Below are 23,115 nucleotides of genomic sequence, written 5' to 3' on the forward strand. Positions count from 1 at the left end.
GTGGGGTGCGGGGGGGGGGGGGGGGTGCGGTGTGCGGGGGGGGGGGGGGGGGGGGGGGGGGAATTGGTTTGGGGGTGCGCACCCCGGCCCCCTTCCGTAACTCTTCCGTACCTCTTCCGTACCTCGTCACCGCACCCGGGTGGAGAACAGCCGGGCCGACCAGTACACCGCCAGGACGGTCATCAGCACGACCACCAGCAGCCCCTGCCAGACCGCGGCGTCCCCGGCGTGCCCGGAGAACAGCGCGCGCATGCCCTCCACCGCCCAGTAGAAGGGGTTCCACCGGGCGAGCTGCTGGAGCCAGTCCGGCGCCAGGGTGAGCGGCAGCAGCACCCCGGAGAGCAGCGCGATCGGCTGGGCGATGGTGTTCACCACCGGCGACATGGCGGCGTCGGTGGGCACCATCAGCGCGATCCCGAAGGAGATCGCGGAGGTCATCAGCGCCAGCAGGGCCAGCAGGACGTAGGCGAGCAGCAGGTTCAGCGGGCTGACCCGCAGGCCGAACGGCAGCGCGATCAGGGTGATCAGCACGGCCTGCACCAGCAGCGCCACCATCTCGCGCAGGGCCCGGCCGAGCAGCAGCGCCAGCCGGCTGACCGGGGTGACCCGGGCGCGCTCGATGATCCCGGCCCGCAGCTCGCCCAGCAGGCTGAACCCGGTGAACAGCCCGCCGAAGATGCACAGCACGGCCAGCAGGCCCGGCACGTAGACCTGGTAGGCGTCGGCGTAGCTGCCGGCGCCGTCCGGGGCGAGCACCTTCTTCAACAGCGGGGCGAACAGCAGCAGGTAGAACAGCGGCTGGATGATGCCGACGGCGATCCAGATCGGGGTGCGGATCATGAGCAGCAGCTGGCGCTGGAGGATCAGCCAGGTGTCGCGGGCGAGCTTCACGGTCTCCCCAGGGGGTCGGGCAGGCAGGGCGGTGGGGCTGGGTCAGGACTGCTGCAGCGAGCGGCCGGTGCGGGCCAGGAACACGTCGTCCAGGCTGGGCCGTTGGAGCTGCACGGTGCCGGGGGTGACGCCCGCCGCCTCCAGGGCGCGCAGCAGCCGCGGGATGGCCGCAGCGCCGTCCTCCAGGTAGAGCCGCAGTCCGTCGTCGCCGTTGGCCTCCAGCCGGTGCAGGTACGGCTGCGGGCGGAGCACCGCGGCGGCGCGCTCGGCGACGTCCTCGCCCGGAACGAGCCCGAGCAGCACGACGTCGCCGGAGATCTCCCGCTTGAGCGCCTCGGGTGTGCCCTCGGCCACCACCTGCCCGTGGTCGACGATGGCGACCCGGTCGCAGAGCGCGTCGGCCTCGTCCAGGTAGTGGGTGGTGACGACCACGGTCATGCCCTCGGTGCGCAGCCGGCGGATCTCCTCCCAGACGTACGCCCGGCTGGCCGGGTCCAGCCCGACCGTCGGCTCGTCCAGGAACAGCACCCGCGGCTGGTGGATGACCCCCAGGGCGATGTCCACCCGGCGCCGCTGGCCGCCGGAGTAGGTGGCGCACGGCCGGTCGCCGAAGTCGCCCAGGTCGAAGGCCTTGAGGGCGTCCTCGGCGGCCCGGGCGGCCTGGGCCTTGCCCGCGCCGTACAGCCGGGACTGGAGCACCAGTTCCTCGCGGGCGCTGACGGTGTCGGTGGTGCCGCCGCCCTGGGCGACGTAGCCGATCCGGCGGCGGACCCCGGCCGGGTCGGTGAACAGGTCGGCCCCGGCGATGTCGGCCTGTCCGCCGTCGGGGCGGATCAGGGTGGCCAGCATGCGCAGGGTGGTGGTCTTCCCGGCGCCGTTGGGGCCGAGGAAGCCGAAGATCTCGCCGGCGGCGACGGAGAGGTCGATGCCGCGCACGGCGTCGACGGTGGAGTCCTCGCCGCTCCGGCGGGAGGTCTTCTTGCGGTAGGACTTGCGCAGTCCCGCGGTCTCGATCAACCGGAACTCCCGTACGGGGATGGGCTGCCACGGCACCCGGGAAAGGGCGGGCACGGCGCCTGGGAAAGGCGGTGTTGCTGCGACACCCTAGGGGCGGACCGGGCCCGGAGACAATGGCCTAGACCAATGGACGTGTGATCACCTGTTCTGCTAAGGGGCGGTCGCAGTGGTGGTCACCGTTGTGGTCACCGGGGGCTGTTGTCCGGGGGGCCGTTGTCCAGGGCTCAGCGCCTCCAGCCGGTCCGCGGCGGCCGCCGCGCCGCCGCCCGCCAGCAGGTCCCGGCCGACCTGAACCGCCCGGTCCCGGTGCTCCGTCGAATCGAGTACGGCGGTGAGCGCCGCCGCCAACCGCTCGGGCGTGACCCGGGCGAACGGCACCCGGACGCCCGCCCCGGCCGCCGCCACCTGCGCGGCGACGAAGGGCTGGTCGTGCCTGATCGGCGCGGTCACCAGCGGCACCCCGTGCGCCAGCGCCTCGCCCACGGTGTTCATCCCGCCGTGGCAGAGCACCGCGTCCAGCTCGCCGCGCGCCAGCAGCTCCAGCACCGGCGCCCGGTCCACCGCCACGGTGTGCGGCGGGAGTTCGGCGGGCGGGGGCAGCAGCTCGCGCGGCGCCGCGAACACCGGCTGCACCTGCGGGCCGCACAGCTCCAGCGCCCGGACGGCCCGGGCGTGGAAGTCGGCGCCCAGCCCGCCCGCCAGCGTGCCCATGGTGACCAGCACCCGCCGCCGCCCCGGCAGCAGGCGCTGCCAGGGGAAGTCCGGGTCGTGCGGGCGCGGCGCGAGCACCGGCCCGACCAGCGCGTGGTGCGGCGGCGCGGCGCGCCCGGTCAGGGCGGGCCCGGTGGTGGCCAGCACCAGGGCGGGGGAGAAGCGCGGGTCCAGGTACTCCTCGGCGGGCAGCTTCGCCCGCTCCCAGAGGCCGCGCAGCAGCCCGGTCATCCAGGCCTCGACCTGCGGCAACGCCCGGTACGGGCGGCCCAGTTCCATCGCCCCGGGCGCGAAGGACGCCCACGGCAGGCCGTGCCGGTGCGCGACCAGCGCGCCCGCCGGGGTGTGCTGGTCGACCAGCAGCACGTCCGGCCGGTACTCCCGCACGATGGTGTCCAGCGGCTTCGCGGTGAACCGGGCGTACGGGACGATGAAGCCCTCCCAGAGCGAGCGCAGCGCCGCCAGGCCGTGCCCGCCCTGGGCCCGGAAGGCCCGGGTGCCGGTGCCGAGCACCCGCGCGTCCGGGCCGAGCAGCGGGCGCAGCACCGACTCCGTGCCGGTCCAGGCGACTTCGTGACCGCGTGCGGTCAGTTCGGCGGCGATGCCCGCAGCCGGGTTGACGTGCCCGGTGAGCGGCGGCATCACCAGCAGGAACCGGGTCATCGGCGGTCCTCCTCGGGGAGCAGGGCCTGGAGGTCGGCGACGGTCAGCGCCTCCAGGGCGGCCAGGTCCAGTCCGGCCCGCAGGACGGCCAGGTCGGCGGCGGGGCCGAAGCGTTCGGGCAGCCGGGCGGCCAGTTCGGCGAGTTCGCACTCGTCCAGCAGCAGGTCGCCGTCCAGGCGGGCGTCCGGGGTCAGCCGGTCCGCCCAGGCGGGCGGCGCGCCGGCCACCTCGGCCAGCAGGGCGGCCAACACCCGGTTCAACGGCTGGGCGGGGAGGACTGGTTCACGGTCTGACATGGGAGGTTCTCCCGTCCGGTCGACGGTGCGGAGTGGGGCGGAGTGGGGTTGCGCGGCGGTCCCCGGTGGTGCGGCCCGGCGGGCGGTGCCGGCGGCCGGGGGAGGGCGGTTCCGAGAGAGCCCGAGGGGGCGGGCGCGCAGGAGAAGGGCCCGAGATCACTTGTGCGACCAGGCGGGCGTCGGAATACTAGCCCGGGTGACCGCACTGGAGGCAGTGGCCGTTCACCTCCCCCCACACGCCGTGCCCATCGAGGCGGTGGGCGAGCGCATCGGCCTGACCCCACGTCAACTCCGTCTCTTCCGCCGCTTCCACGGCCTGGACCAGCTGCGACTGGATCCGGGCGGGACGCTGCCCGACCTGCTCGACGCAACCCTCGACGCCCTGCCGGAGCTGCGCGGACGCGAGCGGCACGTCCGCTTCGTGATCCACGCCCGCAGCATGCCGGTGGCCGTGCCCTACCCGCTCAACCCCCTGCACGAGGTGCTCGCCGGCCGTGGGCTGGCGCACGCGAGCGCCTTCACCGTGACCCACCACGCCTGTGCGGTGGGCCTGTTGGCCATCGACCTGGCGGGGCGGCTGCTGGCCGGCGATCCCGACCCGCAGGCCCTCGCCCTGGTGCTGGCGGGGGAGAAGACCTTCACCAGGGACGCCCAGGTGGTGCCGGAGACCGGCATCTTCGCCGAGGGCGCGGCCGCCTGCCTGGTCAGCGCGGACGGGCCGCAGCACCGGGTGCGCTCCTTCGCGGTGCGCCAGCGCCCGGAGTTCGACGGCCGGCTGGCCGAGGACGCGGAGCTGCTCGCGCGCTACCAGCGGGAGTACCCGAACGTCATGGTGGAGGCGATCGAGGCCGCCCTCCAGCAGGCCGGTCTGGACCTCTCCGAGCTGGCCGCGGTGCTTCCGCACAACGTCAACCAGGCGTCGTGGCGGATGATCGCGCGCCGGATCGGCTATCCGCTCGACCGGGTGGTGCTGGACAACGTGCTGTCGGTCGGGCACAGTTTCGCTGCGGACAGCCTCATCAATCTTCACACCGCCACCACGCGGGGGCTGATCCGCCGCGGCGACCACTACCTGATCGCCGCCGCCGGCATCGGGGCCACCTTCTCCGCGATGGTGATGCAGTACTGACGCTCCGTCAGTCCGCCGCCCGAACCACCGGGCGCGTTTCCCACGTTGTCAAACCAGAGCACACTTCCCACGCACGACGGGACGGGACACCCATGTCAGAACCACTGGTCCAGACCACTGACCCCGAGCTGCGCGAGCGCATCCTGCACGGCATCGGCGAACTACTGCCACGCGTCCTCAAGCGCGAACTGCCCGAGATCCCCGCGGACGCCTGCCTGTTCGACGACCTCGGCCTCACCTCGGCCGGCACCATCGAGCTCATCCTGGAGCTGGAGGAGTCGCTCGACATCCAGGTGGACGTGGAGCAGATCACCGAGGACGACCTGCGGTCGGTCACCAGACTGGCCGACTACGTCGCCGGGCACCTCATCGCCGAGGACTGACCGGGTGCCCGCCGGTCCCCCCGGTTCCCCGGCCAGTACTCCGACCGCGGCCGGACTGCGGATCACCCGGGCCCTCGCCCGGTGCTCCGACGGCCGCTCGGAGGCCTCGCTCGACCCCGACCTGCGGGTCTTCGTCTCCGACCTGGTCCGCCCGTACGGCCTGCCGTTGCGCGAGGACCTGCTGCGTGAGGGCGTCGGTCACTCCTACGAGGAACTGGCCGCCGACCTGCTGCGCGAGGCGGTGGGCGAGGACGAGCCGGTGGACCTGCTGATCCTCGCCTTCGACACCCCGGACGTGCGCCCCGGTGCACCCTCCTCGCTCGCGCTCAGCCGGTCCGTCCCCGGCGGGCCGCTGGCCTTCGCGGTCTGCGACCAGGGCAGCGCCGCGGCCTTCACCGCACTGCGGCTGGCCGCCGAGTACCACCGCACCGGAGCCTGCCGCCGCGCGGTGGTGGTGCTCGCCGAACAGACCGCGCTGCACTACGAGCCGGCCGAGCCGGTGGCGCTGCCCCGGCGGCACGCCGCGGTGGTGCTGGTCTGCGAGGAGGAGCCGGGCGCCGGGCTGGCCGTGCAGCAGCAACGCCATCCCGCCGTCCGGCCGGAGTCCGCCGTCCGGCCGGAGTCCGTCGTCCGGGCTGAGTCCGTCGTCCGGGCGCGGACGGCGGAGCTGGGCCCAGGGGCGGCGGTGCTGGACGCGACCGGCGGCGACGACGGACCAGCCGCGCAGCCATTCACTGGCCCGTGGGCGGAGCTCGCCGAGCGGCTGCCCGAGTGGCGGGCGCAGCGGCGGCCGCTGCTGGTCGCCGGGTTGGACCGCAGGCTCGGGGTGCTGAGCACCGTGGTCCAGCCGTGACCGGCCTCGAACTGCGGCTGATCGACGCCGATCAGCCGCCCGAGGTGGTCGCCCGGCTGTGGCGCACGCTGGACGCGGAGGAGCGGTCCCGCGCGGAGCGGGCGGACGCCGTGCGGCGGAACCGGTTCACCGTGGTGCGCGGCGCCGTCCGGGAGCTGGTCGCCGCGCGGCTCGGCATCCGCCCGGTCGAGGTGGTCTGGCGGCGGGGCCGGTACGGCAAGCCGGAGCCGGTGGGAGCGGGCGGGTTGCGGGTGAACTGGTCGGCCGCGGAGGGGCTGGCGGTGCTGGCCCTGGCCGAGGACCGGGCGGTCGGCGTCGACGTGGAGCCGCTGTGTGAGGCCCGGCTCGCCGAGCGGATGGCGGCGCGCTGGTTCCCCTTCGAGGAGGCGCGCTTCGTCGCGGAGGCGGCCGAACCCGCCGAGCGGGCGGCCCGGTTCACCGTGCTCTGGTGTCGCCGGGAGGCCTGCGTGAAGGCGTATGGCGGGCGGCTGGTCCAGGCGCTCGGGGTGTCCGTGGCGGGCCCCTCCCCGCTGTCGGTGGCCGATCCGGGGCCGCTCGGAGCCGGTCCGGTGGGGCTGTGCGACGTGCCCGTCCCGGAGCCGTACCGGGCTGCCGTCGCTCTGCTCGGAGACTGTCCTGATCAGATCAACTCCCTTGCCTGGTCCACGAGTTGATTGACCGTCCGCTCGCCTGGACGATCACCGGCGGCCGCTGGTAGCGTCCGCCCGTACTCCCCGCTGAGACCTTCCCGGCGAGCCGAAGGGCACGTACGACGTGACTGCGCACAACGCTGCACCGCGAGCTGCCGAACCGCACGGAACCGAACCGCGCGGAGCCGAACCGCACGGCGCGGCACCGCACGACCCGACCCGGGCGGGCCGGCGGATCACCGTCCGCTTCGCCGCGACGAGCGGCGGCTCGGGGCCGCTCACCCGGGGTCAGGACAACATGATCCGGTGCATCCGGCGCGAGGCCCCCGAGGCGATCAACAAGGAGTCGGTCTGGCCCGTGCCGCCCGGCGCCTCGCTCGCCGCCGGTCTGGACGCGCTGCGGCTGCTGGTCGAGCGGCACGAGTCGCTGCGCACCTCCTTCCCGCCCGGCCCAGGCCCGGACGCCTTCCCGGTGAGCCAGGTGGTGCACCGGGACGGCCGGTTCGCCGTCACCGCGATCGAGGCGGGCGGTCTGTCGGACCATGAACTCGATGCACTGGCGGCCGAGTTGGGGCAGGCCGACGTCGCGGTGCCGGTCCCTCTGGACATCGTGCCGAGGATCCGCTTCACCCTGCTCGCCGACGGGCAGCGGCTGCTGAGGCTGATCGCCGTGGTCTGCCACGCCGGTGCCGACGGTGCCGCCACCGCGCTGCTGATCCAGGACTGGTACGCCCTCGCGGCCGGGAAGGAACTCCCGCCCGTCACCGCCCCGACGCCGATCCAGATCGCCGCCGCCGAGCAGAGCCCGCAGGGCCGCCGCCGGGCGGCCGGGGCGCTGCGGCACTGGGCCAGGGTGCTGGGCAGCGGCCCGCAGGTGGTGTTCGCGGATTCCCGGATCACCGGCCCGCCGAGCGGCCCCGCCGCCCTGATGGTGCGCTCCCGCAGCGCGGCCGCCGACCTCGCCGCGGTCTGCCGCCGCACCGGCGCGAGCCCCTCCGTCGTCCTGCTCGCCGCCTTCTCCGCCCTGGTCGCCCACCGGGCCGGGCGCGCGGAGCTGGCCCTCTCGGCGCTCTCCGCCAACCGCCAGCGCGCCGCCCTGCTGGACCACGTCGGCACCCTCGCCCAGGACGCCCTGATCCTGCTCGACACCGGCACCGCCGACCTCGACCAGCTGATCGGGCGCACCAAGTCCGCCTCGCTGGCCGCCTATTGGCACAGCGTGCTGGACGCCGAGCAGGTCTGGCAACTGGTGGAGGACGCCGCGCACGTGCGCGGCTCCCGGTTCGCCCGCCAGGTGGTCGTCAACGACCTGAGCCTCACCATTCCGGCCGCCGTCGCCGACGCCCAGCCGGTGGCCACCGCCGACCCCGAACTCACCCCGCTGCCGGCCCCGCCGCTGCCGGTCCGGCTGATGTTCACCATCCTGCGGATCAGCGGCAGCCTCGACTTCGCCCTGATCTCCTGCCCCCAGGTGCTCGACCCCGAGGAGACCGAGCGCTTCGCCCGGGCCCTGCTCGCCCTGCTCGCGAAGGCCGCTGAGGGTCCCGTCCCGCTCGCCGACCTGCACGGGACCCCCGACCTGCACGCGGCCCCCGGGCCGCCGGCTGCCGGCGGCGACGCGAGCGGCGGCGACTGGCAGCTCGTCGACGGGGCCCGAATCGACCTGGCGGCCGTCCGCAGCCTGGTCGGTGCCGCACTCGACACCGCCCAGGACACCGGCCTGGACACCGGACCCGGCGACGGCCCCGCACTCGGCGACGGCCCCGCACTCGGCGACGGCCCCGCGCTCGGCCCGGACTCCCGCCCCGACTGCCGAGTCACCGTCGAGGACGGCAGGTTGACCGTCGACCTGGCCACCGCCGACCCCCACCTGACACCCTCCGACGTGCACCGAGCGGTGGTCGCCGCGCTCCCCGGCCGGGACACCGCGATGGCGCCGCAGCAGTACCGGATCCGCCACCTCGGCCCGGACGGCGAGCGGCTCGCCGCCGGCAGCGGCCGTGACCCGGAGGTCGTCGCCCGGTTCGCGGCACTCACCTGAACGTGGGGACGGCGGGGCCGGCGGGGGTCGTCACCCCAACGGGTCCCGCCGGTCCTCCGGTTCCTCCTCGCCGAACACCCAGGAGAGGTCCCAGGAGCACGCCGAGGTCGCTCCGGAGGTGAGTCCCCACGGGTTCGGCACCTCCTCCTCGTCCCCGTCCTGCAACGGCAGCCGGTCGATCACCGCGACCAGCGCGGGCGGCAGTTGCGGGGCCAGGCCCCGGTGCACCCGGGCGAGGATGTCCCGCCGGACGTCCTCCGGCAGCAGTGGTCGGCTCATCAGCAACGGCCGCGGCCCGGGCGGGCGTTCGGCCGTCGACAGCTGCTCGGACCAGGCCCGCCAGTAGTCGGCGTCATCGGTCTCGCCGAGCTTCAAGTGGTGCAGGTGGAGGCAGTACGCGGCCGTCCCGCTGCCCGAGCCGGCCGCGAAGCGCCACCAGAACTCGGCGCCCTCCTCCTTGCCGGTCGCGTACAGCAGGGCGCCGAACACCTCGGCCCCCTCGGGCTGGATCCGGCGGGCGTTGACCAGCAGGTCCAGTCCGCGGGAGGCGCACGGCGCGCCCAGCACCAGGGCGACCACCAGGCCGAGCTCGAAGGCGGCCTGCTCGTGCTCGGTGGGCAGGTGGGCCGGGGCGGCGGTGAGCCGGGCCTGCCGCAGGGCCGCGATCCGCTCGGCGTGGGCGCGTTCGGACCGGGGTACCTGGAACACCGCCCGCCCCCCGCCCGCCACACGCTCCCCATCGAAGGGCCGCTCCGCCCCGTTACCGGTCATACTTCACCGCCACGGTCCGGCAGTTCACCCACCCCGAGCCGACGCGCCAACCGCTCCCGGGCGTGCCGGAGGTTGGAGTGCACCGTGGCCACCGGCCGTCCCAGGTACGCGGCGATCACCTTGGTGTGCAGGCCGAGCAGGTAGCGCAGGATCACCACGTCCCGCTGCCGGTCCGGCAGTTCGAGGATCGCCGCGTACAGCCGGACCTCGTCCGCCTCGCTGTGCAGCAGTCCGTCGGCGACCTGCTTGAACGCCCCGATCACCGCCGCGAAGGTGACCGCCTCCACCTCGACCGGTTCCTCGGCCGACACCCAGTCCCCGACGTGCCGGTTCGCCAACCGCCAGGCGTACGCGGCCGGTTCCTCGAACCGCAGCACCTGGGGCCAGCAGCGGGCCAGGTCGGCCTTGACCGCCTCGACCACCAGTGCGGCGTCGGCCTGGCTGCCTATCCGGGTCAACGCGAGGGCGTGCCAGGCGGGTTCGTGGGTCTCGCAGAAGGCGCCGTAGGTGAGGTCCAGCCGCAGGCCCGGGTCCACGGCCGCCATCCGCTCCGCCCCTGCGGCACCGGCGTGCTCCACCGTCGCCCCTCCCCGGTACCCGCGCGCGGGGGCACCCCTGTCGATCGTCATCGAGCCTGCTTTCCGTGGCCGTCGGCTGCGCACCGGGCCACCCGAGGGTCGGGCTGTCCGCGCCCATCCTCATTCCATCAGGCCCGTCACTCCAGGCCGCACAGCGAATACAGATTGTCATCCCATCTGATCAGCCCAACAGATTCCCTGCGAAAACGGGCTGGTAGGAGGACGATTGCCCCCCGGAAGCGGTGGGCAGCAATCGGACGGTGTCCACGGAGCCGAGGGGAGGGGCCATGAGCCTCTACGACGGGGTCGACCTGCGGTTGAACGTGCCGCACTCGGCCCGGATGTACGACTACTACCTGGGCGGCTTCACCAACTTCGCCGCCGACCGCGAGGCCGCCGGGCACGCCCTCGCCATCGCCCCCTGGCTGCGCGAGACCGCCCGCGCCAACCGCTCCTTCATGCACCGCTCCACCCGCGCCCTCGCCCGGGCGGGCATCGACCAGTTCCTCGACATCGGCACCGGCATCCCCACCTCGCCCAACCTCCACGAGATCGCCCAGAGCGTGCGGCCCACGGCCCGGATCGTCTACGCCGACAACGACCCCATCGTCCTCACCCACGCCCAGGCCCTGCTCACCGGCACCCCCGAGGGCCGGACCGCCTACGTCGAGGCCGACGTCACCGACCCGGACGGCCTGCTCGCCGCACCCGGCCTGCGCGAGACCATCGACCTCGCCCGCCCGGTCGCGCTCTCCCTCAACGCCCTGCTCCACTTCGTCCCCGACGCCCGCGGCGCCCATGAGCTGGTCGAGCGCCTCAAGTCCGTGCTCGCCCCCGGCAGCGCCCTGGTGATGACCCACGTCACGCCCGACTTCGCCCCCGAGGAGATCCGCCGGATCACCGGCATCTACCAGGCCGCCGGCACCGCCGCCCAGGCCCGCACCCGCGCGGAGTTCGTCCGCTTCTTCGACGGCTGGACGCTCCTCGAACCCGGTGTCGTCCCCACCCCGCACTGGCGGCCGGTGTCTGACGAACCGGCCGTCTCGGCCTCCGACGCCTCCGCCTACGCGGGCGTGGCCCTGCGGCCCTGATCGCGACGCACCCGGGCGGGCCCCGCGGGGCCGTCCACGGGCGGCGGCCCGATCCCGTCGCCGTCCCGGGATGGCCGGGGATGACCCGGGGACGGCCCGGGACGACGGGGACGCCCCCTCGCGGTGCCAGGGTGTGACCGGGCGACGCCACCGGGGCGTACCGCCGCACCCTTCACCCACTCGGGGGGACCCCTTGAAGCCTTCCCTGCGTACGCTCGCGTCCGCCGCCGCCACCCTGGCGCTGGCCGCGTCCGGCACCCTGGTCGCCACCGGCACGGCCTCGGCCGCCACCTCCTGCTATGCCAGCAGCTGCACCGGCCTCGACCCGGCCACCACCATCTGCCAGAACGATGCGCGGACCGTCCGCTACACGGCCCCCGACGGCGATGCGGAGCTGCGCTACAGCCCGACCTGCCGTGCCGCATGGGCGCGCGCGACCGGCGGCGACTACGGCGGCATCCAGATCACGATCCGGGTCGAGAACAACCAGGGTGCTTCGTATTCCGCCGTGTACAACGGCAACGGCACGATCTACACCCGGATGGTCGACGACAAGGACATCCAGTCCCGGGCCTACTTCCAGTACAACAACAACTGGGGGTACTCGGACTGGTACTGATCGGCACGCCGGCCGTCGGAGCGGGCGAGCAGGCCCCGCTCCGACGGCCCCGGCCGCCCACCCGTGCACCCTCGCCGCGCCGGGCCCAGACTGAGTGGTGAACCGCTGCCGCCCCGCGAGGGAGACGCATGCTGCTGGGACTCACCACCGCGCTGGTCGCCACGGTCTGCTTCGGCTTCGGGGCGGTGTTCCAGGCGCGCGGGGCGCGGTCGGCCCCGCGCGCGGACCGGGTGCGGGCGGGGCTGCTGGCCGCGCTGCTGCGGTCCTGGCAGTTCATCCTCGGGACGCTCCTGGACATCCTCGGCTTCGTGCTGAGCATCGTCGCCCTGCGCAGCCTCCCGCTGTTCCTGGTGCAGGCCGTCACCAACGCGAGCCTCGCCGTCACCGCCCTGGCCGCCGTCTGGCTGCTGGGCGCGCGGCTGCGCCGCAGCGACGCGGCGGGCATCGCCGCCGTGGTGGTGGGCCTCAGCCTGCTGGCGCTGGGTTCCGGCAAGGAGGGCCGGGAGTACGCCCCGGCGGCCTTCCACTGGGCGCTGCTGGCGACCACCGCCGTGATGCTGCTCGCCACCCTGGTCCTGGTCCGCCGGAAGGGCACCGCGGCCGCGGCCGGCCTCGGCCTGCTGGCGGGCGTCGGCTTCGGGATCACCAGCCTGGCGGTGCGGGTCCTGGACGCCTCCACGCTGACCGCCGTGCTCACCGATCCGGCCGCGTACGCCCTGGCGGTCGGCGGGCTGGGCGGCTACCTGGCGTACGCGCTGGCGCTGCAGCGCGGCACGGTGACGGCGGCGACGGCGGCCGGGACGGTGGCCGAGACCTTCGGCCCGGCCCTGGTCGGGGTGGTGTCGCTGGGGGACTCCGCGCGCCCCGGGTTCGCCTGGTGCGCGCTGACGGGCTTCGCGGTCGCGGTGGGCGGCACGTTCCTGCTGTCCCGCTTCGGCGAACTGGAGGGCGGTGCGGCCGAACTGTCGGCCCCGCACCCGGACGCCGAGGCCCAGCCCGCGGTTCGCCCCGGTAGCCCGGACGACTCCGCCGTGCGAAGGTGACTTGCCGGACAAAAAGGACGGCAGAACGCCCACGGACCCGGCAGGTGCGCGATGACGGAGGAAGCCGTGACGTCGGAGGACGCCCAGGCCCGGCCCCGGCGCTCGGAGCAGACCGACCGCCCAGTCGCCCTGATCACCGGCGCGTCCTCCGGCATCGGCCTGGCCACCGCCACCCGACTGGCCGACGCCGGCTGGCGCACCCTGCTCTCCGGCACCGACCGCACCCGCCTCGACGCCCTCGCCGAGCGCACCGGCGGCATCGCCCTCCCCGAGGACCTGAGCAAGCCGGACGGCGCCGCCCGCCTCGCCGAGGCCGCACTCGCCGCCACCGGGCGGGTCGACGTCCTGGTCGCCAGCGCCGGCCTCGGCTGGCGCGGCCCGTTCGCCGACACCCCGTCCGACACCCTCGACCGGATGATCGAGGTCAACCTGGCCGCCCCGCTGCGCCTGATCCGGCTGCTGCTGCCCGGGATGCTGGAGCGCCGGCACGGCCGGATCGTGCTGCTCGGCTCGATGGCGGGCCAGGTCGGCGTGCGCGACGAGTCCGGTTACTCGGCCACCAAGGGCGGGCTGGCGATGTTCGCCGAGAGCCTCTGGTACGAGCTGCGCGGCACCGGGGTCGGCGTCCGCCTCGTCCTGCCCGGCGCGGTGGACACCCCGTTCTTCGACCGCCGCGGCACCCCGTACCAGCGCGAACGCCCGCGCCCGGTCTCGGCGGAGCGGGTCGCGGACACCGTGGTCGCGACCATCACCACCGAGCGGGACCGCCTCTACGTCCCGCACTGGCTCGGCTTCCCGGCCCGGATCCACGGGGTCGCGCCCGGCGTGTTCCGCCGGATGGCCGCCCGCTTCGGGTGAGCCCCCGGGCCTCCCGGGCCTCCCGGGCGGGCACGGCCCTCGCGCTCGCGGCCGGCCTGGAGTTCCTGCACCTCGCCCCGGCCGCGGTCCGCCTCCCGCCGCTGCGCCGCACCCTGGCCCGCCGCACCGCCGGGTACGGCACCGCCCCCGGCCACCTCGCCCTCACCTTCGACGACGGCCCCGACCCGCGCAGCACCCCGTACGTCCTGGACGCCCTCGACGAACTCGGCGTCCGCGCCACCTTCTTCCTGCTCGGCGGGATGCTGGAACGGGCCCCGGACCTCGGCCGCGAACTGGTGCTGCGCGGCCACGAGGTGGCCGTGCACGGCTGGCACCACCGGCAGCAGTGGTACCCGGCCCCGGCCCGCGACCTGCGCGAACTGCGCCGCGCCGCCGAGGCGGTGACGCACCTGTGCGGCGCCCGCCCGGCCTGGTACCGCCCGCCGTACGGCGTGCTGACGGCCGGTCCGGCGCTGGCCGCCCGCCGGCTGGGCCTGCGCACCGTGCTGTGGACGGCCTGGGGCCGGGACTGGACGGCCGAGGCCACCGGCGAGTCCGTCTACGCCACCGCCCGCCCCGGCCTCACCGCCGGCGCCACCCTGCTGCTGCACGACTCCGACTGCACCTCCGCCCCGGACTCCTGGCGCGCCACCCTGGCCGCCCTCCCGCTGATCGCCGCCCACTGCCGCGCCCGCGCCCTCACCCTCGGCCCGCTGCGGGACCACGCCGTCCCACCCCTTGCCCACGGCGCACGGTAGTTGGGACGATCGGCGGGACGCGTCCACCACGGGGGCGGGCGCGCCGACGACGGGGGAGGCACCCATGCCCGACTGGACAGGCGGACTGGCCCACGCGATCGCGGCAGCCGGCATCGTCACGGCGGCCCTGACCGGAGCCGCCGCGCCGGACGACACCGCCCGGGCCCAGGCCGGTCCGGACCGCTACGACACCGCCACCGCCACCGCCCCGAGCGGGGTCCTCGGCACCAGCCCGAGCTACCTCGCCGTCACCGCCGCCCAGGACACCCAGGGCCCGACCTATTTCCCGAGCTAAGGCCCGTCTCAGACTCCCGTCCTTCGCCCGGAGGGCCGGGCGGGGCGGCGCCGAACAGCGAGGACTACGACCGCTCGGTCACCCACGGCCGGTACACGGGCGCGTTCTCCTTCGACCGGGAGCACAGCCGGGCCTTCTTCCGCACGGTGAACCCCGAGACCCACGGCGGTTGAGGGCGGCTCACTCCAGCCCCACCCGTTCCAGGGCCGCCCCGAAGCCCTTGCGCCAGGCGTCCGGGGTGGCGCCGGGCGAGGGGTCGGGCTCCGGCCGGCCCAGCGCGGCCAGCGCGTTGCGGACCACCTCGGCCGGGCGCGCGGTGGCCACGTCGGCATGGCCGAGCTCCAGTTCGTGCTGGAGGTTGTCCCGCCCGTGGCCCTGGACGACGTCGAGCAGCAGCAGCCGGCGTCCGAGGGCCCGGGCCTCGCTGCAGGTGTCGCCGGAGCTGGTGACGACCAGGTCGGCGGCGGCCATCAGGGCCGGGATCCGGTCGGTGTAGCCGAAGGCGTGCAGCCGTGGCTCCCGGCGGGCGGCCGCCCGCAGCCGCAGTTCGAGCTCCTGGTTGCGCCCGGCCACGGCGAGCACGTGCGGTCCGGCGGCGGCCAGTTCGGCGGCGGTGCGGGCGATCGGCCCGAGCCCCCAGGAGCCGGACATCAGCAGCACGCACCCGGCGTCCGCCGGCACGCCGAGGTCGGCCCGGGCCTCGGCCCGGTCGGGCGGCCGGTAGAACGGCTGCCGCAGCGGCGCGGGCAGCACGGCGACCTCGGCGTCGGGCCGGTAGCGGCGCACGGCGCAGGCGGCGACCTCGGAGGTGACCAGGAACAGGTCGGTGCCGTCCTGCACCCAGAGCCGGTGCGGGGTGACGTCGGTGCAGAACACGAAGTGCCGGAACCCCCGCCCCGGCAGCCGGTTGACCGCCGAGGTGGCGGTGGCGAACACCGAGACCACCAGCTGCGGCCGCTGGGCCTCGACGAGCGCACCGAGCGCCGGGACGAGCCGGCTGCGCGCGGCCGCGTCGGCCAGCAGGGCGAGCCGGGCGCCCGGGCGCAGCGCCGAGAAGTGGAACGCGTCGTAGACCCCGGGCAGTTCGAGCAGCCGCCGGAAGACGGCTTCCCCGGCGGCGCCCGACCGCTGCCCGAGCAGCGCCATCGCGTCCACGGTGCTGGTGCTCCAGCCGCGCTCCCGCAGGGTGTCGGCGCAGGCCTGGGCCATCACGTCGTGGCCCTGGCCGAGCGAGCCGGAGACCAGCAGGGCGTGCGGCATCGGGCGGTCCCGGTCAGCCGGCGGCGGGTGCGGTGGTGCCGGCCCGGTACCAGTCGGCGTAGCGGTGCACGCCGTCGGCGAAGTTGGTCCTCGGCGACCAGCCGAGCAGCCGTTTGGCCTGGGCGGAGGAGATCCGCCGCCCGGTGTAGTCGGCCTTGCGCCCGTCGATGTGCTCGATGGTGACCGGCCCGAGCAGCCGGTCGACGGTGTCGGCGATGTCGCGCACCGAGACGGCAGTGGAGCCCTCCAACGCGAAGGTCTGGTCCTCGGCGGCGGGGGAGAGGGCGCGGACGTGGGCGTCGGCGAGGTCCTCGACGTAGACGAAGTTGCGGCTCTGCCGGCCGTCCCCGGCGATGGTGATCGGCCGCCCCTCCAGCGCGGCCTGGACGAACCGGGCGACGACCAGTTCGTCGCGCATCCGCGGACCGTACGGGATGCCGTAGCGCAGGATGGTGAAGTGCTGCCCGTAGAGCTCGCGGTAGCTGTGCACCAGCATCTCGGCGGCGAGCTTGGTGGCCACGTACAGGTGCCCGCTGTGTTCCAGCTCGATCGGCACGTGCTCGTCCAACTCCTGTTCCCCGCCGTCGAGTTGATCGTCGGTGAGGGCGGCTCCGTAGACCCAGACGGTGCTCGCCAGGACGGTGCGGCTCAGTCCGCTGCGCCGGGCGGCCTCCAGGACGGCCTCGGTGCCGTCGATGTTGGTCCGCACCGCCCGGACGGGGTCGGCGGACACCTGCTCGACGTCGGCCATCGCGGCCAGGTGGTAGACGACCTCGCTGCCGGCCAGCGCTGAGGTCAGCGCGGGCAGGTCGAGGACGTCGAGGCGGGCGTGTTCGGCGTCGGGGTTGAGGTACTTGTCGGTGGTGTCCACGGCGAGGACCTCGTGGCCGGCCGCGATCAGGTGGTCCACGACGTGTGAGCCGATGAACCCGCAGCCTCCGGTGACGGCTATCCGCACGGTCTTGCTCCTTTCGGTCCGGCTGCTCGGCCGGCCGACTAGCCGGCCATCCGCCGGTGCACGGTGGAGACGGCCTCGATGACCAGCTCCGTCTCGTCCTCGGTCATGTCGGAGTGCACCGGCAGGCAGACCTGCCGCGCGCAGACGTCCTCGGCCACCGGCAGCGGACCGCCCCGGTAGGGGGCGAGGACCGGCTGGAGGTGCAGCGGCAGGTCGTAGACCTCACCGGACATCCGCACCCCGTACTCCTCGGCGACCGCCCGCTTGAACGCGGCGCGGTCGACGCCGGGCGCCAGCAGCGCCACGTACTTGTAGTAGTTGCCGCGGCTGCCGGGCGGTTCGAGCACCGGTCGCAGCCCGTCGACGCCGGCCAGCGCCGCGTCGTAGCGGCGGGCGACGGCCCGGCGGGTCTCGATGAACTCCTTGAGCCGGCGCAGGTGCACCGCGCCGACGGCCGCGTGCAGTTCGCTCATCCGCCAGGAGTACCCGAGCCGGACGTGGTGGTTGGTGCCGAAGGAGCCCTTGCCCTGGTCGCGGTAGATCCGGGCCTCGTCGCGCAGCTCGGCGGACTCGGTGAGGATCATGCCGCCCTCGCCGCTGGTGGTGACCTTGGTCGGGTAGAAGGAGAAGGCCCCGGCCAAGCCGAAGGTCCCGGCGGCGCGGCCGCCCAGGCTGCTGCCGTGGGCGTGCGCGGCGTCCTCGATCAGCGGGATGCCGCGTCGGTCGCAGAGCTCGCGCAGGGCGTCCACGTGCGGGGTGACGAGCCCGCCGATGTGGACGAGTACGACGGCCGCGGTATCCGGGGTGAGGGCGGCGGCCAGGGTCTCGGGGGAGAGCGCCAGGGTGGCCGGGTCGACGTCCGCGAACACCGGGCGGCCGCCCGCGTGCACCACGGCGCCGGCCGTGGCGTAGAAGGTGACGGCGGGGACGACCACGTCGCGGCCGCGCACGTCGACGCCGCGCAGGACGATCTCCAGGGCCGCCGTGCCGCTGCTCACCGCGACGGCGTGCGAGGCGCCGTGCTCGGCGGCGAAGGCCTGCTCGAACCGCTCGGTCCACGGGCCGAGGGTGAGGGCACCGGTGGTGAGCATCTCGGTCACGGCGTCGGCGACGGCCGCGCGGTCGTTCTCGTCGAACACGATGCGGGCGGCGGGCACGCCCATGGGGCACCTCCGGCGGCGGGCTGGGATCAGCACCGATCGGGACGGGTCAGCCCGGACCGGGGCAAAAACGGTCGGGCCAGTGGCCCATCACGCTACTGGGCCGGGGCGGCCGCGGCCCGTCGTCACCGGCCGGCCGGGTGACCCGGGGCTGCTCCCGCCGCAGGCCAACGGGGTGCTCCCGGCTGCTCCCGGTGGAGGGCGTGCGCTCCTCCGTACGGGGGAGGGCTGTACTGCGTCCGCAGTACGCAAACGGCCTGCGCAGGGACGACGACGGAGCAGGGGCCGGCGATCAAGGATTGGTCATGCTGCGAGCGGACCGCCTCCGGGCGCCCGCTCCCGCACCCGTCCCCGTCCGCGCACCTGCTTCCGAATCCGAAGGAGCCCGTTCTCCCGTGGCAACGTTCCTGTACCGCCTTGGCCGATGGGCCTTCGTCCGGCGCCGGCTGGTGACCCTGCTCTGGGTCGCCGTGCTGGCGCTCGCCGGAGTCCTGGCGGCCAAGGCGCCCGCCGCACCCGACGACGGATTCTCGATGCCCGGCACGGAGGCGCAGAAGGCCTTCGACCTGATGAACGAGCGCTTCCCCGGCGGCCACGCCGACGGCGCCTCGGCCCGCCTGGTGTTCGTCGCGCCCTCCGGGCAGAAGATCACCGCCGGGCCGAACCAGCAGGCCGTCGAGAAGACGGTCGCCGAGCTCGCCCACGGCGAGCAGGTCACGGCCGCGGTGGACCCGTTCAAGATGCCGGGCGCGGTCTCCAAGGACGGCTCGACGGCCTACGCGACGGTCAACTACTCCGCCAAGGCGGGCGAGGTGTCCAAGGGCGCCACCGACGCCCTCCAGCAGGCCGCCCAGCACGGCCGGGACGCCGGGCTCAAGGTCGAGATCGGCGGCAACGCGCTGATGGCCAAGCCCGACGCGGGCGGCAGCAGCGAGGCGATCGGCATGGCGCTGTCCGCCGTCGTCCTGGTGATCACCTTCGGCTCGCTGGTCGCCGCCGGCCTTCCGCTGCTCACCGCCGTGATCGGCGTCGGCCTCGGCATGTCGCTGATCACCGCGTTCGGCAGTGCGCTCGGCCTCTCCTCGACCACCGGCACGCTCGCCATGATGCTCGGCCTCGCGGTCGGCATCGACTACGCCCTGTTCATCGTCTCCCGCTACCGGGCCGAGCTCGCCGAGGGCCGCACCCCGCAGGAGGCGGCCGGCCGGGCCATCGGCACGGCCGGCTCCGCGGTGGTCTTCGCCGGCCTGACCGTGGTGATCGCCCTCGCCGGGCTCTCCGTGGTGGGCATCCCGATCCTCGCCAAGATGGGCATGGCCGCCGCCGGCACGGTCGTCATCGCCGTGCTGGTCGCGCTCACCCTGGTGCCCGCGCTGCTCGGCTTCATCGGCCGCCGGGCCCTGCCCCGCAAGGTCCGCAAGGCCCAGGGCGGCGGCGACGGCGCGGCGCGGCCGGTCGGCGCCAAGGAGAACGGCGGCGCCCGCTGGGCCCGGTTCATCGTGCGCCGCCCGCTCGGGGTGCTGCTGCTCGGCGTGGTCGGCCTCGGCGTGCTCGCCGCGCCCGCGCTCGACCTGCGCCTCGGCCTGCCCGGGGACGAGGCCAAGCCCACCTCCACCACCCAGCGACGCGCCTACGACCTGCTGTCCGAGGGCTTCGGTCCCGGCTTCAACGGGCCGCTGACCGTCCTGGTGGACGTCAAGGGCACCGCGGACCCGAAGGCCGCCGCCGACTCGGTCGCCAAGGCCGTCTCCGGTGTGCCAGGAGTGGTCACCGTGACGCCGCCGATGTTCAACAAGGCGGGGGACACCGCCCTGGTCAACGCCATCCCGGCGACCGGGCCGGCCGAGGCCGCGACCAAGGACCTGGTCCACACCATCCGCGGCCAGGCGGCCGGGCTCAAGGCCTCCACCGGGGCGACCGTCCTGGTCAGCGGTACGACGGCGATGAACATCGACGTCTCGCAGAAGCTCAGCGACGCCCTGGTGCCCTACCTCGCGGTGGTCGTCGGCCTCGCCGTCCTGCTGCTGCTGGTGGTCTTCCGCTCGATCCTCGTCCCGATCAAGGCGGCGCTCGGCTTCCTGCTCTCGGTGGCCGCCGCGCTCGGCGCCGTCGTCGCGGTCTTCCAGTGGGGCTGGCTGGCCGACCTGATCGGCGTGGAGCAGACCGGTCCGGTGATGAGCATGATGCCGATCTTCATGATCGGTGTGGTCTTCGGCCTCGCCATGGACTACGAGGTGTTCCTGGTCACCCGGATCCGTGAGGCCTTCGTCCACGGCGAGGAGCCGGGCGAGGCCATCGTCACCGGCTTCCGGCACAACGCCCGGGTGGTCACCGCGGCCGCCTTCATCATGATCGCCGTCTTCGCGGGCTTCATCGGGATGAGCGAGCCGATGATCAAGATGATGGGCCTGGGCCTTGCCGCGGCCGTCGCCTTCGACGCCTTCGTGGTCCGGATGACGATCGTCCCGGCGGTCCTCGCCCTGCTCGGCCGCCGCGCCTGGTGGCTGCCTCGCTGGCTCGACCGCCTGATACCCGACGTCGACGTCGAGGGCAGCAAGCTGCACACCGCCGCCCCCGAACCGGCGCCGGTCAAGGAGTCGGTCACCGTCTAGGTCCGGCCTCGCCGGCACCGCCCGGCCTCGCCGGCACCGCCCGGCTGTGCCGGTATCGCCCGGCAGGTTCGGTACCGGCCCGGCCCGAGCACTCCTCGGGTCGGGTCGGTCCGGCGCCGACCGGCTCGGACACGGTTCGGACACCGGTTCGAGCCCCACCCGTTACCGTTGCTGTCGGGGGGAGCCCACCGCCCGCCAGCCCCCGACCCGGTACGCCGCACCCCACCGGGGGCGCGGCGCGACACCGACTGGCAGAACCCGGCGAGGGTGCCGCCAGGGCACCCCGACCCGGAGAACAGGACGATGAGCTACACCTGGCAGCGCCTGCGCCGCGACCACCCCCGGTTGCTGGACGTCGCCGGCGGCGTGGCCCTGATCGGCTTCACCGCCCTCGGCGCCACCGTCGACCAGACCAGCGGCCGCTTCGCCCCGGTCGACCCGGCCACCGGCCTGCTCGCCCTGATCGCCGCCGTCGCCGTGTTCTTCCACCGCCGCTACCCGCGCGCCGTGACCGTCGTCACGCTGGCCTGCACCATGGTGCTGACCTGGACCAGCCCCAGGCTCACCCCGATGCTCGCCACCCCGCTGCTGCTCGCCCTCTACTTCCTCGCCACCCGCACCGACCGGGCCACCGCGCTGCGCGCCTCGATCGCCACCGCCGTCCTGCTCACCGGGATGACGCTGGTCTTCGGCTCCGGCGGACCGCTCGGCGAGCGGCTCGGCGTCCTCGCCTGGGCCCTGCTGCCCGGCGCCATCGGCGACTCCATCCGCAACCGCCGCGCCCACCTCGCCGCGATCGAGGAACGCGCCGAACGCGCCGAGCGCACCCGCGAGGAGGAGGCCCGCCGCCGGGTCGCCGACGAGCGGATCCGGATCGCCCGCGACCTCCACGATGTCGTCGCCCACCACATCGCCCTCGCCAACGCCCAGGCCGGCATCGCCGTCCACCTCATGGACAGCCACCCGGTGCAGGCCCGCGAGGTGCTCAGCCACATCACCGACGCCACCGGCTCCGCCCTCCAGGAGCTGCGCGCCACCGTCGGTCTGCTGCGCCGCGCCGAGGAACCGGCACCGCTCGAACCCGCCCCCGGCCTGGACCGGCTGCCCGAACTGGTCAACACCTTCGAACGGGCCGGCCTGCCGGTCCGGCTCACCGTCGAGGGGGAGGCCCGGCCGCTGTCACCCGGCGTCGACCTCACCGCCTTCCGGATCGTCCAGGAGTCGCTGACCAACGTCGCCAAGCACGCCCACGGCGCCGACGCCGAGGTCACCCTCTCCTACAGCGGCAGCCGGGTCGCCGTCAGCGTCGCCAACGGCCGCCCGACCAGCCCCGGCCGCCCGCGCACCGCCCTGCTGCCGCCGAGCGCCCCGGGCCAGAGCGGCTTCGGACTGATCGGCATGCGCGAACGGGCCGGCGCCGTGGGCGGCCGCCTCACCGCCGACCGGAAGTCCGACGGCGGCTTCCTGGTCACCGCCGAACTCCCGCTGCGCACCGGCGTCCGGGAGGACGTCGCACCCCTGGCGGGGGGCGCCGCCCGGCCCGCGGACGCCCCCGCGCCGGGCCGGCCGGCCGGGCCCGACGCCCGGGACCGGCCCGCCCACGCCTTCTGGCGCGACTGCACCGTCCGGTCCGCCCGCCCCACCGGCTCCGTCCGCCCCGCGGACTCCGTCCACCCCAGCGGCCCCGTCGGCCCTCCCGGCCAGGCCGCCCCCGCCGAGTCGAACCGACACGATCACGCCATCCGCAAGGACAAGGACCGCGCATGACCATCCGCGTGCTGCTCGCCGACGACCAGGCCCTGCTGCGCGGCGCCTTCCGGATGCTGATCGACGCCGAGGAGGACATGGAGGTGGTCGGCGAGGCCGCCGACGGCCGGGAGGCCGTGGAACTCGCCCGGGCCACCAAGCCCGACCTCGTGCTGATGGACATCCGGATGCCCGGCGCCGACGGCCTCGGCGCCACCGCCGAGATCTGCGCCGACGAGGAGCTGTCCGGCACCAGGGTGCTCATCCTCACCACCTTCGAGATAGACGAGTACGTGGCCCAGGCGCTGCGCGCGGGCGCCGGGGGCTTCCTCGGCAAGGGCGCCGACCCGAAGGAACTGCTCGCCGCCGTGCGCACCGTCGCGGCCGGCGACGCCCTGCTCTCGCCCGCCGCGACCCGCGCCGTGATCGAGCAGTTCCTCGCCCTGCCCGATCCGACCGCCGCCGCGCCCGCCGAGCGGCTGGCCGTGCTCACCGCCCGTGAGCGCGAGGTGATGTCGATGGCCGCCACCGGGCTCACCAACGAGGAGATCGCCGAGCGGATGTTCGTCAGCCCGTTCACCGTCCGCACCCATGTGCACCGGGCGATGTCCAAGCTGGACGCCCGGGACCGGGCCCAGCTGGTGGCGATCGCCTACCAGTCCGGGCTGGTCCCGCCCGGCCGCCCGTCCTGACGCGACGTCAACCCTCCGTCCTCGGAAGCTGTTCAAGATC

At 74.9% G+C, this 23,115-nt stretch carries 23 protein-coding genes; 14 read left to right on the plus strand and 9 right to left on the minus strand.

Annotated features, from left to right (window positions below):
• Positions 1 to 126: 126 nt before the first annotated feature.
• The 4 genes from ACZ4W5_RS11715 to ACZ4W5_RS11730 all read right to left on the minus strand — a co-directional run bounded on the left by ACZ4W5_RS11715 (position 127) and on the right by ACZ4W5_RS11730 (position 3,578).
• A complete protein-coding gene (locus ACZ4W5_RS11715) occupies positions 127 to 891 on the minus strand; it encodes an ABC transporter permease (RefSeq protein WP_360243132.1) in 765 nt (254 codons plus the stop codon).
• Positions 892 to 933: 42 nt separating this feature from the next.
• Positions 934 to 1,908: an ATP-binding cassette domain-containing protein gene (locus tag ACZ4W5_RS11720; RefSeq protein WP_465654027.1), complete on the minus strand. Its 975-nt coding sequence runs from the start codon at positions 1,906 to 1,908 to the stop codon at positions 934 to 936.
• 150 nt (positions 1,909 to 2,058) lie between these two features.
• Positions 2,059 to 3,282 carry a glycosyltransferase gene (locus ACZ4W5_RS11725; protein ID WP_465654028.1) on the minus strand — a complete coding sequence of 408 codons (1,224 nt, stop codon included), beginning with the start codon at positions 3,280 to 3,282 and terminating at the stop codon, positions 2,059 to 2,061.
• On the minus strand, positions 3,279 to 3,578 hold the full coding sequence (locus tag ACZ4W5_RS11730; protein ID WP_465654029.1) for a hypothetical protein: 300 nt from the start codon (positions 3,576 to 3,578) through the stop codon (positions 3,279 to 3,281). Before ACZ4W5_RS11730 ends, ACZ4W5_RS11725 begins: the two co-directional genes overlap by 4 nt.
• 196 nt (positions 3,579 to 3,774) lie before the next feature.
• On the opposite strand from ACZ4W5_RS11730, the gene ACZ4W5_RS11735 reads away from it, so the two are divergent.
• The 5 genes from ACZ4W5_RS11735 (at position 3,775) to ACZ4W5_RS11755 (ending at position 8,634) form a co-directional block, all read left to right on the plus strand.
• A complete protein-coding gene (locus ACZ4W5_RS11735; protein WP_360243120.1) occupies positions 3,775 to 4,707 on the plus strand; it encodes a 3-oxoacyl-[acyl-carrier-protein] synthase III C-terminal domain-containing protein in 933 nt (310 codons plus the stop codon).
• Positions 4,708 to 4,799: 92 nt separating this feature from the next.
• A complete protein-coding gene (locus ACZ4W5_RS11740; protein WP_465654030.1) occupies positions 4,800 to 5,090 on the plus strand; it encodes a phosphopantetheine-binding protein in 291 nt (96 codons plus the stop codon).
• A gap of 4 nt (positions 5,091 to 5,094) precedes the next feature.
• Positions 5,095 to 5,943, plus strand: a complete 849-nt coding sequence (locus tag ACZ4W5_RS11745; RefSeq protein ID WP_465654031.1) for a hypothetical protein — start codon at positions 5,095 to 5,097, stop codon at positions 5,941 to 5,943.
• Positions 5,940 to 6,617, plus strand: a complete 678-nt coding sequence (locus ACZ4W5_RS11750; RefSeq protein ID WP_465654032.1) for a 4'-phosphopantetheinyl transferase family protein — start codon at positions 5,940 to 5,942, stop codon at positions 6,615 to 6,617. The genes ACZ4W5_RS11745 and ACZ4W5_RS11750 overlap by 4 nt, the downstream gene beginning before the upstream one ends.
• A gap of 100 nt (positions 6,618 to 6,717) precedes the next feature.
• Positions 6,718 to 8,634 (plus strand): condensation domain-containing protein, encoded by a 1,917-nt coding sequence (locus ACZ4W5_RS11755; protein ID WP_465654033.1) that lies wholly within the window; start codon positions 6,718 to 6,720, stop codon positions 8,632 to 8,634.
• 30 nt (positions 8,635 to 8,664) lie between these two features.
• Here ACZ4W5_RS11755 and ACZ4W5_RS11760 read toward each other — a convergent pair whose 3' ends face one another.
• Positions 8,665 to 9,342 (minus strand): hypothetical protein, encoded by a 678-nt coding sequence (locus ACZ4W5_RS11760; RefSeq protein WP_360243105.1) that lies wholly within the window; start codon positions 9,340 to 9,342, stop codon positions 8,665 to 8,667.
• A 59-nt stretch (positions 9,343 to 9,401) separates the two neighbouring features.
• Complete coding sequence (locus ACZ4W5_RS11765) at positions 9,402 to 10,034, minus strand: RNA polymerase sigma factor (protein ID WP_360243102.1); 633 nt, start codon at positions 10,032 to 10,034, stop codon at positions 9,402 to 9,404.
• 236 nt (positions 10,035 to 10,270) lie between these two features.
• Here ACZ4W5_RS11765 and ACZ4W5_RS11770 point away from each other — a divergent pair, with 236 nt between their 5' ends.
• The 6 genes from ACZ4W5_RS11770 to ACZ4W5_RS11795 all read left to right on the plus strand — a co-directional run bounded on the left by ACZ4W5_RS11770 (position 10,271) and on the right by ACZ4W5_RS11795 (position 14,647).
• A complete protein-coding gene (locus ACZ4W5_RS11770; protein ID WP_465654034.1) occupies positions 10,271 to 11,074 on the plus strand; it encodes an SAM-dependent methyltransferase in 804 nt (267 codons plus the stop codon).
• A 193-nt stretch (positions 11,075 to 11,267) separates the two neighbouring features.
• The gene (locus ACZ4W5_RS11775; RefSeq protein WP_465654035.1) at positions 11,268 to 11,693 is read left to right on the plus strand and encodes a DUF2690 domain-containing protein; all 426 of its coding nucleotides are present in this window, start codon (positions 11,268 to 11,270) and stop codon (positions 11,691 to 11,693) included.
• A 128-nt stretch (positions 11,694 to 11,821) separates the two neighbouring features.
• Positions 11,822 to 12,736, plus strand: coding sequence for a hypothetical protein (locus ACZ4W5_RS11780; RefSeq protein ID WP_360243093.1), 915 nt, complete (start codon positions 11,822 to 11,824; stop codon positions 12,734 to 12,736).
• A gap of 51 nt (positions 12,737 to 12,787) precedes the next feature.
• The gene (locus tag ACZ4W5_RS11785; RefSeq protein WP_360243090.1) at positions 12,788 to 13,594 is read left to right on the plus strand and encodes an SDR family NAD(P)-dependent oxidoreductase; all 807 of its coding nucleotides are present in this window, start codon (positions 12,788 to 12,790) and stop codon (positions 13,592 to 13,594) included.
• Entirely contained in the window at positions 13,591 to 14,352 is a 762-nt protein-coding gene (locus tag ACZ4W5_RS11790) for a polysaccharide deacetylase family protein (protein ID WP_465654036.1), read from the plus strand. The genes ACZ4W5_RS11785 and ACZ4W5_RS11790 overlap by 4 nt, the downstream gene beginning before the upstream one ends.
• Positions 14,353 to 14,416: 64 nt before the next feature.
• Positions 14,417 to 14,647, plus strand: a complete 231-nt coding sequence (locus tag ACZ4W5_RS11795) for a hypothetical protein (RefSeq protein WP_465654037.1) — start codon at positions 14,417 to 14,419, stop codon at positions 14,645 to 14,647.
• 180 nt (positions 14,648 to 14,827) lie between these two features.
• Here the strand turns inward: ACZ4W5_RS11795 and ACZ4W5_RS11800 are convergent, their stop codons facing one another.
• The 3 genes from ACZ4W5_RS11800 to ACZ4W5_RS11810 are packed head-to-tail and all read right to left on the minus strand — an operon-like array spanning position 14,828 to position 18,028.
• Positions 14,828 to 15,907, minus strand: coding sequence for a glycosyltransferase family protein (locus ACZ4W5_RS11800; protein ID WP_360243082.1), 1,080 nt, complete (start codon positions 15,905 to 15,907; stop codon positions 14,828 to 14,830).
• A 13-nt stretch (positions 15,908 to 15,920) separates the two neighbouring features.
• Entirely contained in the window at positions 15,921 to 16,865 is a 945-nt protein-coding gene (locus ACZ4W5_RS11805) for an NAD-dependent epimerase/dehydratase family protein (protein WP_360243079.1), read from the minus strand.
• 38 nt (positions 16,866 to 16,903) lie between these two features.
• Positions 16,904 to 18,028 carry a DegT/DnrJ/EryC1/StrS family aminotransferase gene (locus ACZ4W5_RS11810; RefSeq protein WP_465654038.1) on the minus strand — a complete coding sequence of 375 codons (1,125 nt, stop codon included), beginning with the start codon at positions 18,026 to 18,028 and terminating at the stop codon, positions 16,904 to 16,906.
• Positions 18,029 to 18,420: 392 nt separating this feature from the next.
• Between ACZ4W5_RS11810 and ACZ4W5_RS11815 the strand changes: the two genes are divergently transcribed.
• From ACZ4W5_RS11815 to ACZ4W5_RS11825, 3 genes are all read left to right on the plus strand, one after another.
• Positions 18,421 to 20,637, plus strand: a complete 2,217-nt coding sequence (locus ACZ4W5_RS11815; protein ID WP_465654039.1) for an MMPL family transporter — start codon at positions 18,421 to 18,423, stop codon at positions 20,635 to 20,637.
• 303 nt (positions 20,638 to 20,940) lie between these two features.
• Positions 20,941 to 22,404 (plus strand): sensor histidine kinase, encoded by a 1,464-nt coding sequence (locus ACZ4W5_RS11820; protein ID WP_465654040.1) that lies wholly within the window; start codon positions 20,941 to 20,943, stop codon positions 22,402 to 22,404.
• Entirely contained in the window at positions 22,401 to 23,075 is a 675-nt protein-coding gene (locus tag ACZ4W5_RS11825) for a response regulator transcription factor (protein WP_465654041.1), read from the plus strand. Before ACZ4W5_RS11820 ends, ACZ4W5_RS11825 begins: the two co-directional genes overlap by 4 nt.
• The last annotated feature ends 40 nt before the right edge of the window (positions 23,076 to 23,115 follow it).

Source organism: Kitasatospora sp. NPDC029367 (assembly GCF_055569135.1).

Excerpts from the sequence above, each read along its gene's own strand:
- ACZ4W5_RS11725 (WP_465654028.1), bottom strand. The coding sequence starts at position 3,282 with ATGACCCGGTTCCTGCTGGTGATGCCGCCGCTCACCGGGCACGTCAAC.
- ACZ4W5_RS11730 (WP_465654029.1), bottom strand. The coding sequence starts at position 3,578 with ATGTCAGACCGTGAACCAGTCCTCCCCGCCCAGCCGTTGAACCGGGTG.
- ACZ4W5_RS11740 (WP_465654030.1), top strand. The coding sequence starts at position 4,800 with ATGTCAGAACCACTGGTCCAGACCACTGACCCCGAGCTGCGCGAGCGC.
- ACZ4W5_RS11765 (WP_360243102.1), bottom strand. The coding sequence starts at position 10,034 with ATGACGATCGACAGGGGTGCCCCCGCGCGCGGGTACCGGGGAGGGGCG.
- ACZ4W5_RS11770 (WP_465654034.1), top strand. The coding sequence starts at position 10,271 with ATGAGCCTCTACGACGGGGTCGACCTGCGGTTGAACGTGCCGCACTCG.
- ACZ4W5_RS11780 (WP_360243093.1), top strand. The coding sequence starts at position 11,822 with ATGCTGCTGGGACTCACCACCGCGCTGGTCGCCACGGTCTGCTTCGGC.
- ACZ4W5_RS11785 (WP_360243090.1), top strand. The coding sequence starts at position 12,788 with ATGACGGAGGAAGCCGTGACGTCGGAGGACGCCCAGGCCCGGCCCCGG.
- ACZ4W5_RS11795 (WP_465654037.1), top strand. The coding sequence starts at position 14,417 with ATGCCCGACTGGACAGGCGGACTGGCCCACGCGATCGCGGCAGCCGGC.
- ACZ4W5_RS11800 (WP_360243082.1), bottom strand. The coding sequence starts at position 15,907 with ATGCCGCACGCCCTGCTGGTCTCCGGCTCGCTCGGCCAGGGCCACGAC.
- ACZ4W5_RS11810 (WP_465654038.1), bottom strand. The coding sequence starts at position 18,028 with ATGGGCGTGCCCGCCGCCCGCATCGTGTTCGACGAGAACGACCGCGCG.
- ACZ4W5_RS11820 (WP_465654040.1), top strand. The coding sequence starts at position 20,941 with ATGAGCTACACCTGGCAGCGCCTGCGCCGCGACCACCCCCGGTTGCTG.
- ACZ4W5_RS11825 (WP_465654041.1), top strand. The coding sequence starts at position 22,401 with ATGACCATCCGCGTGCTGCTCGCCGACGACCAGGCCCTGCTGCGCGGC.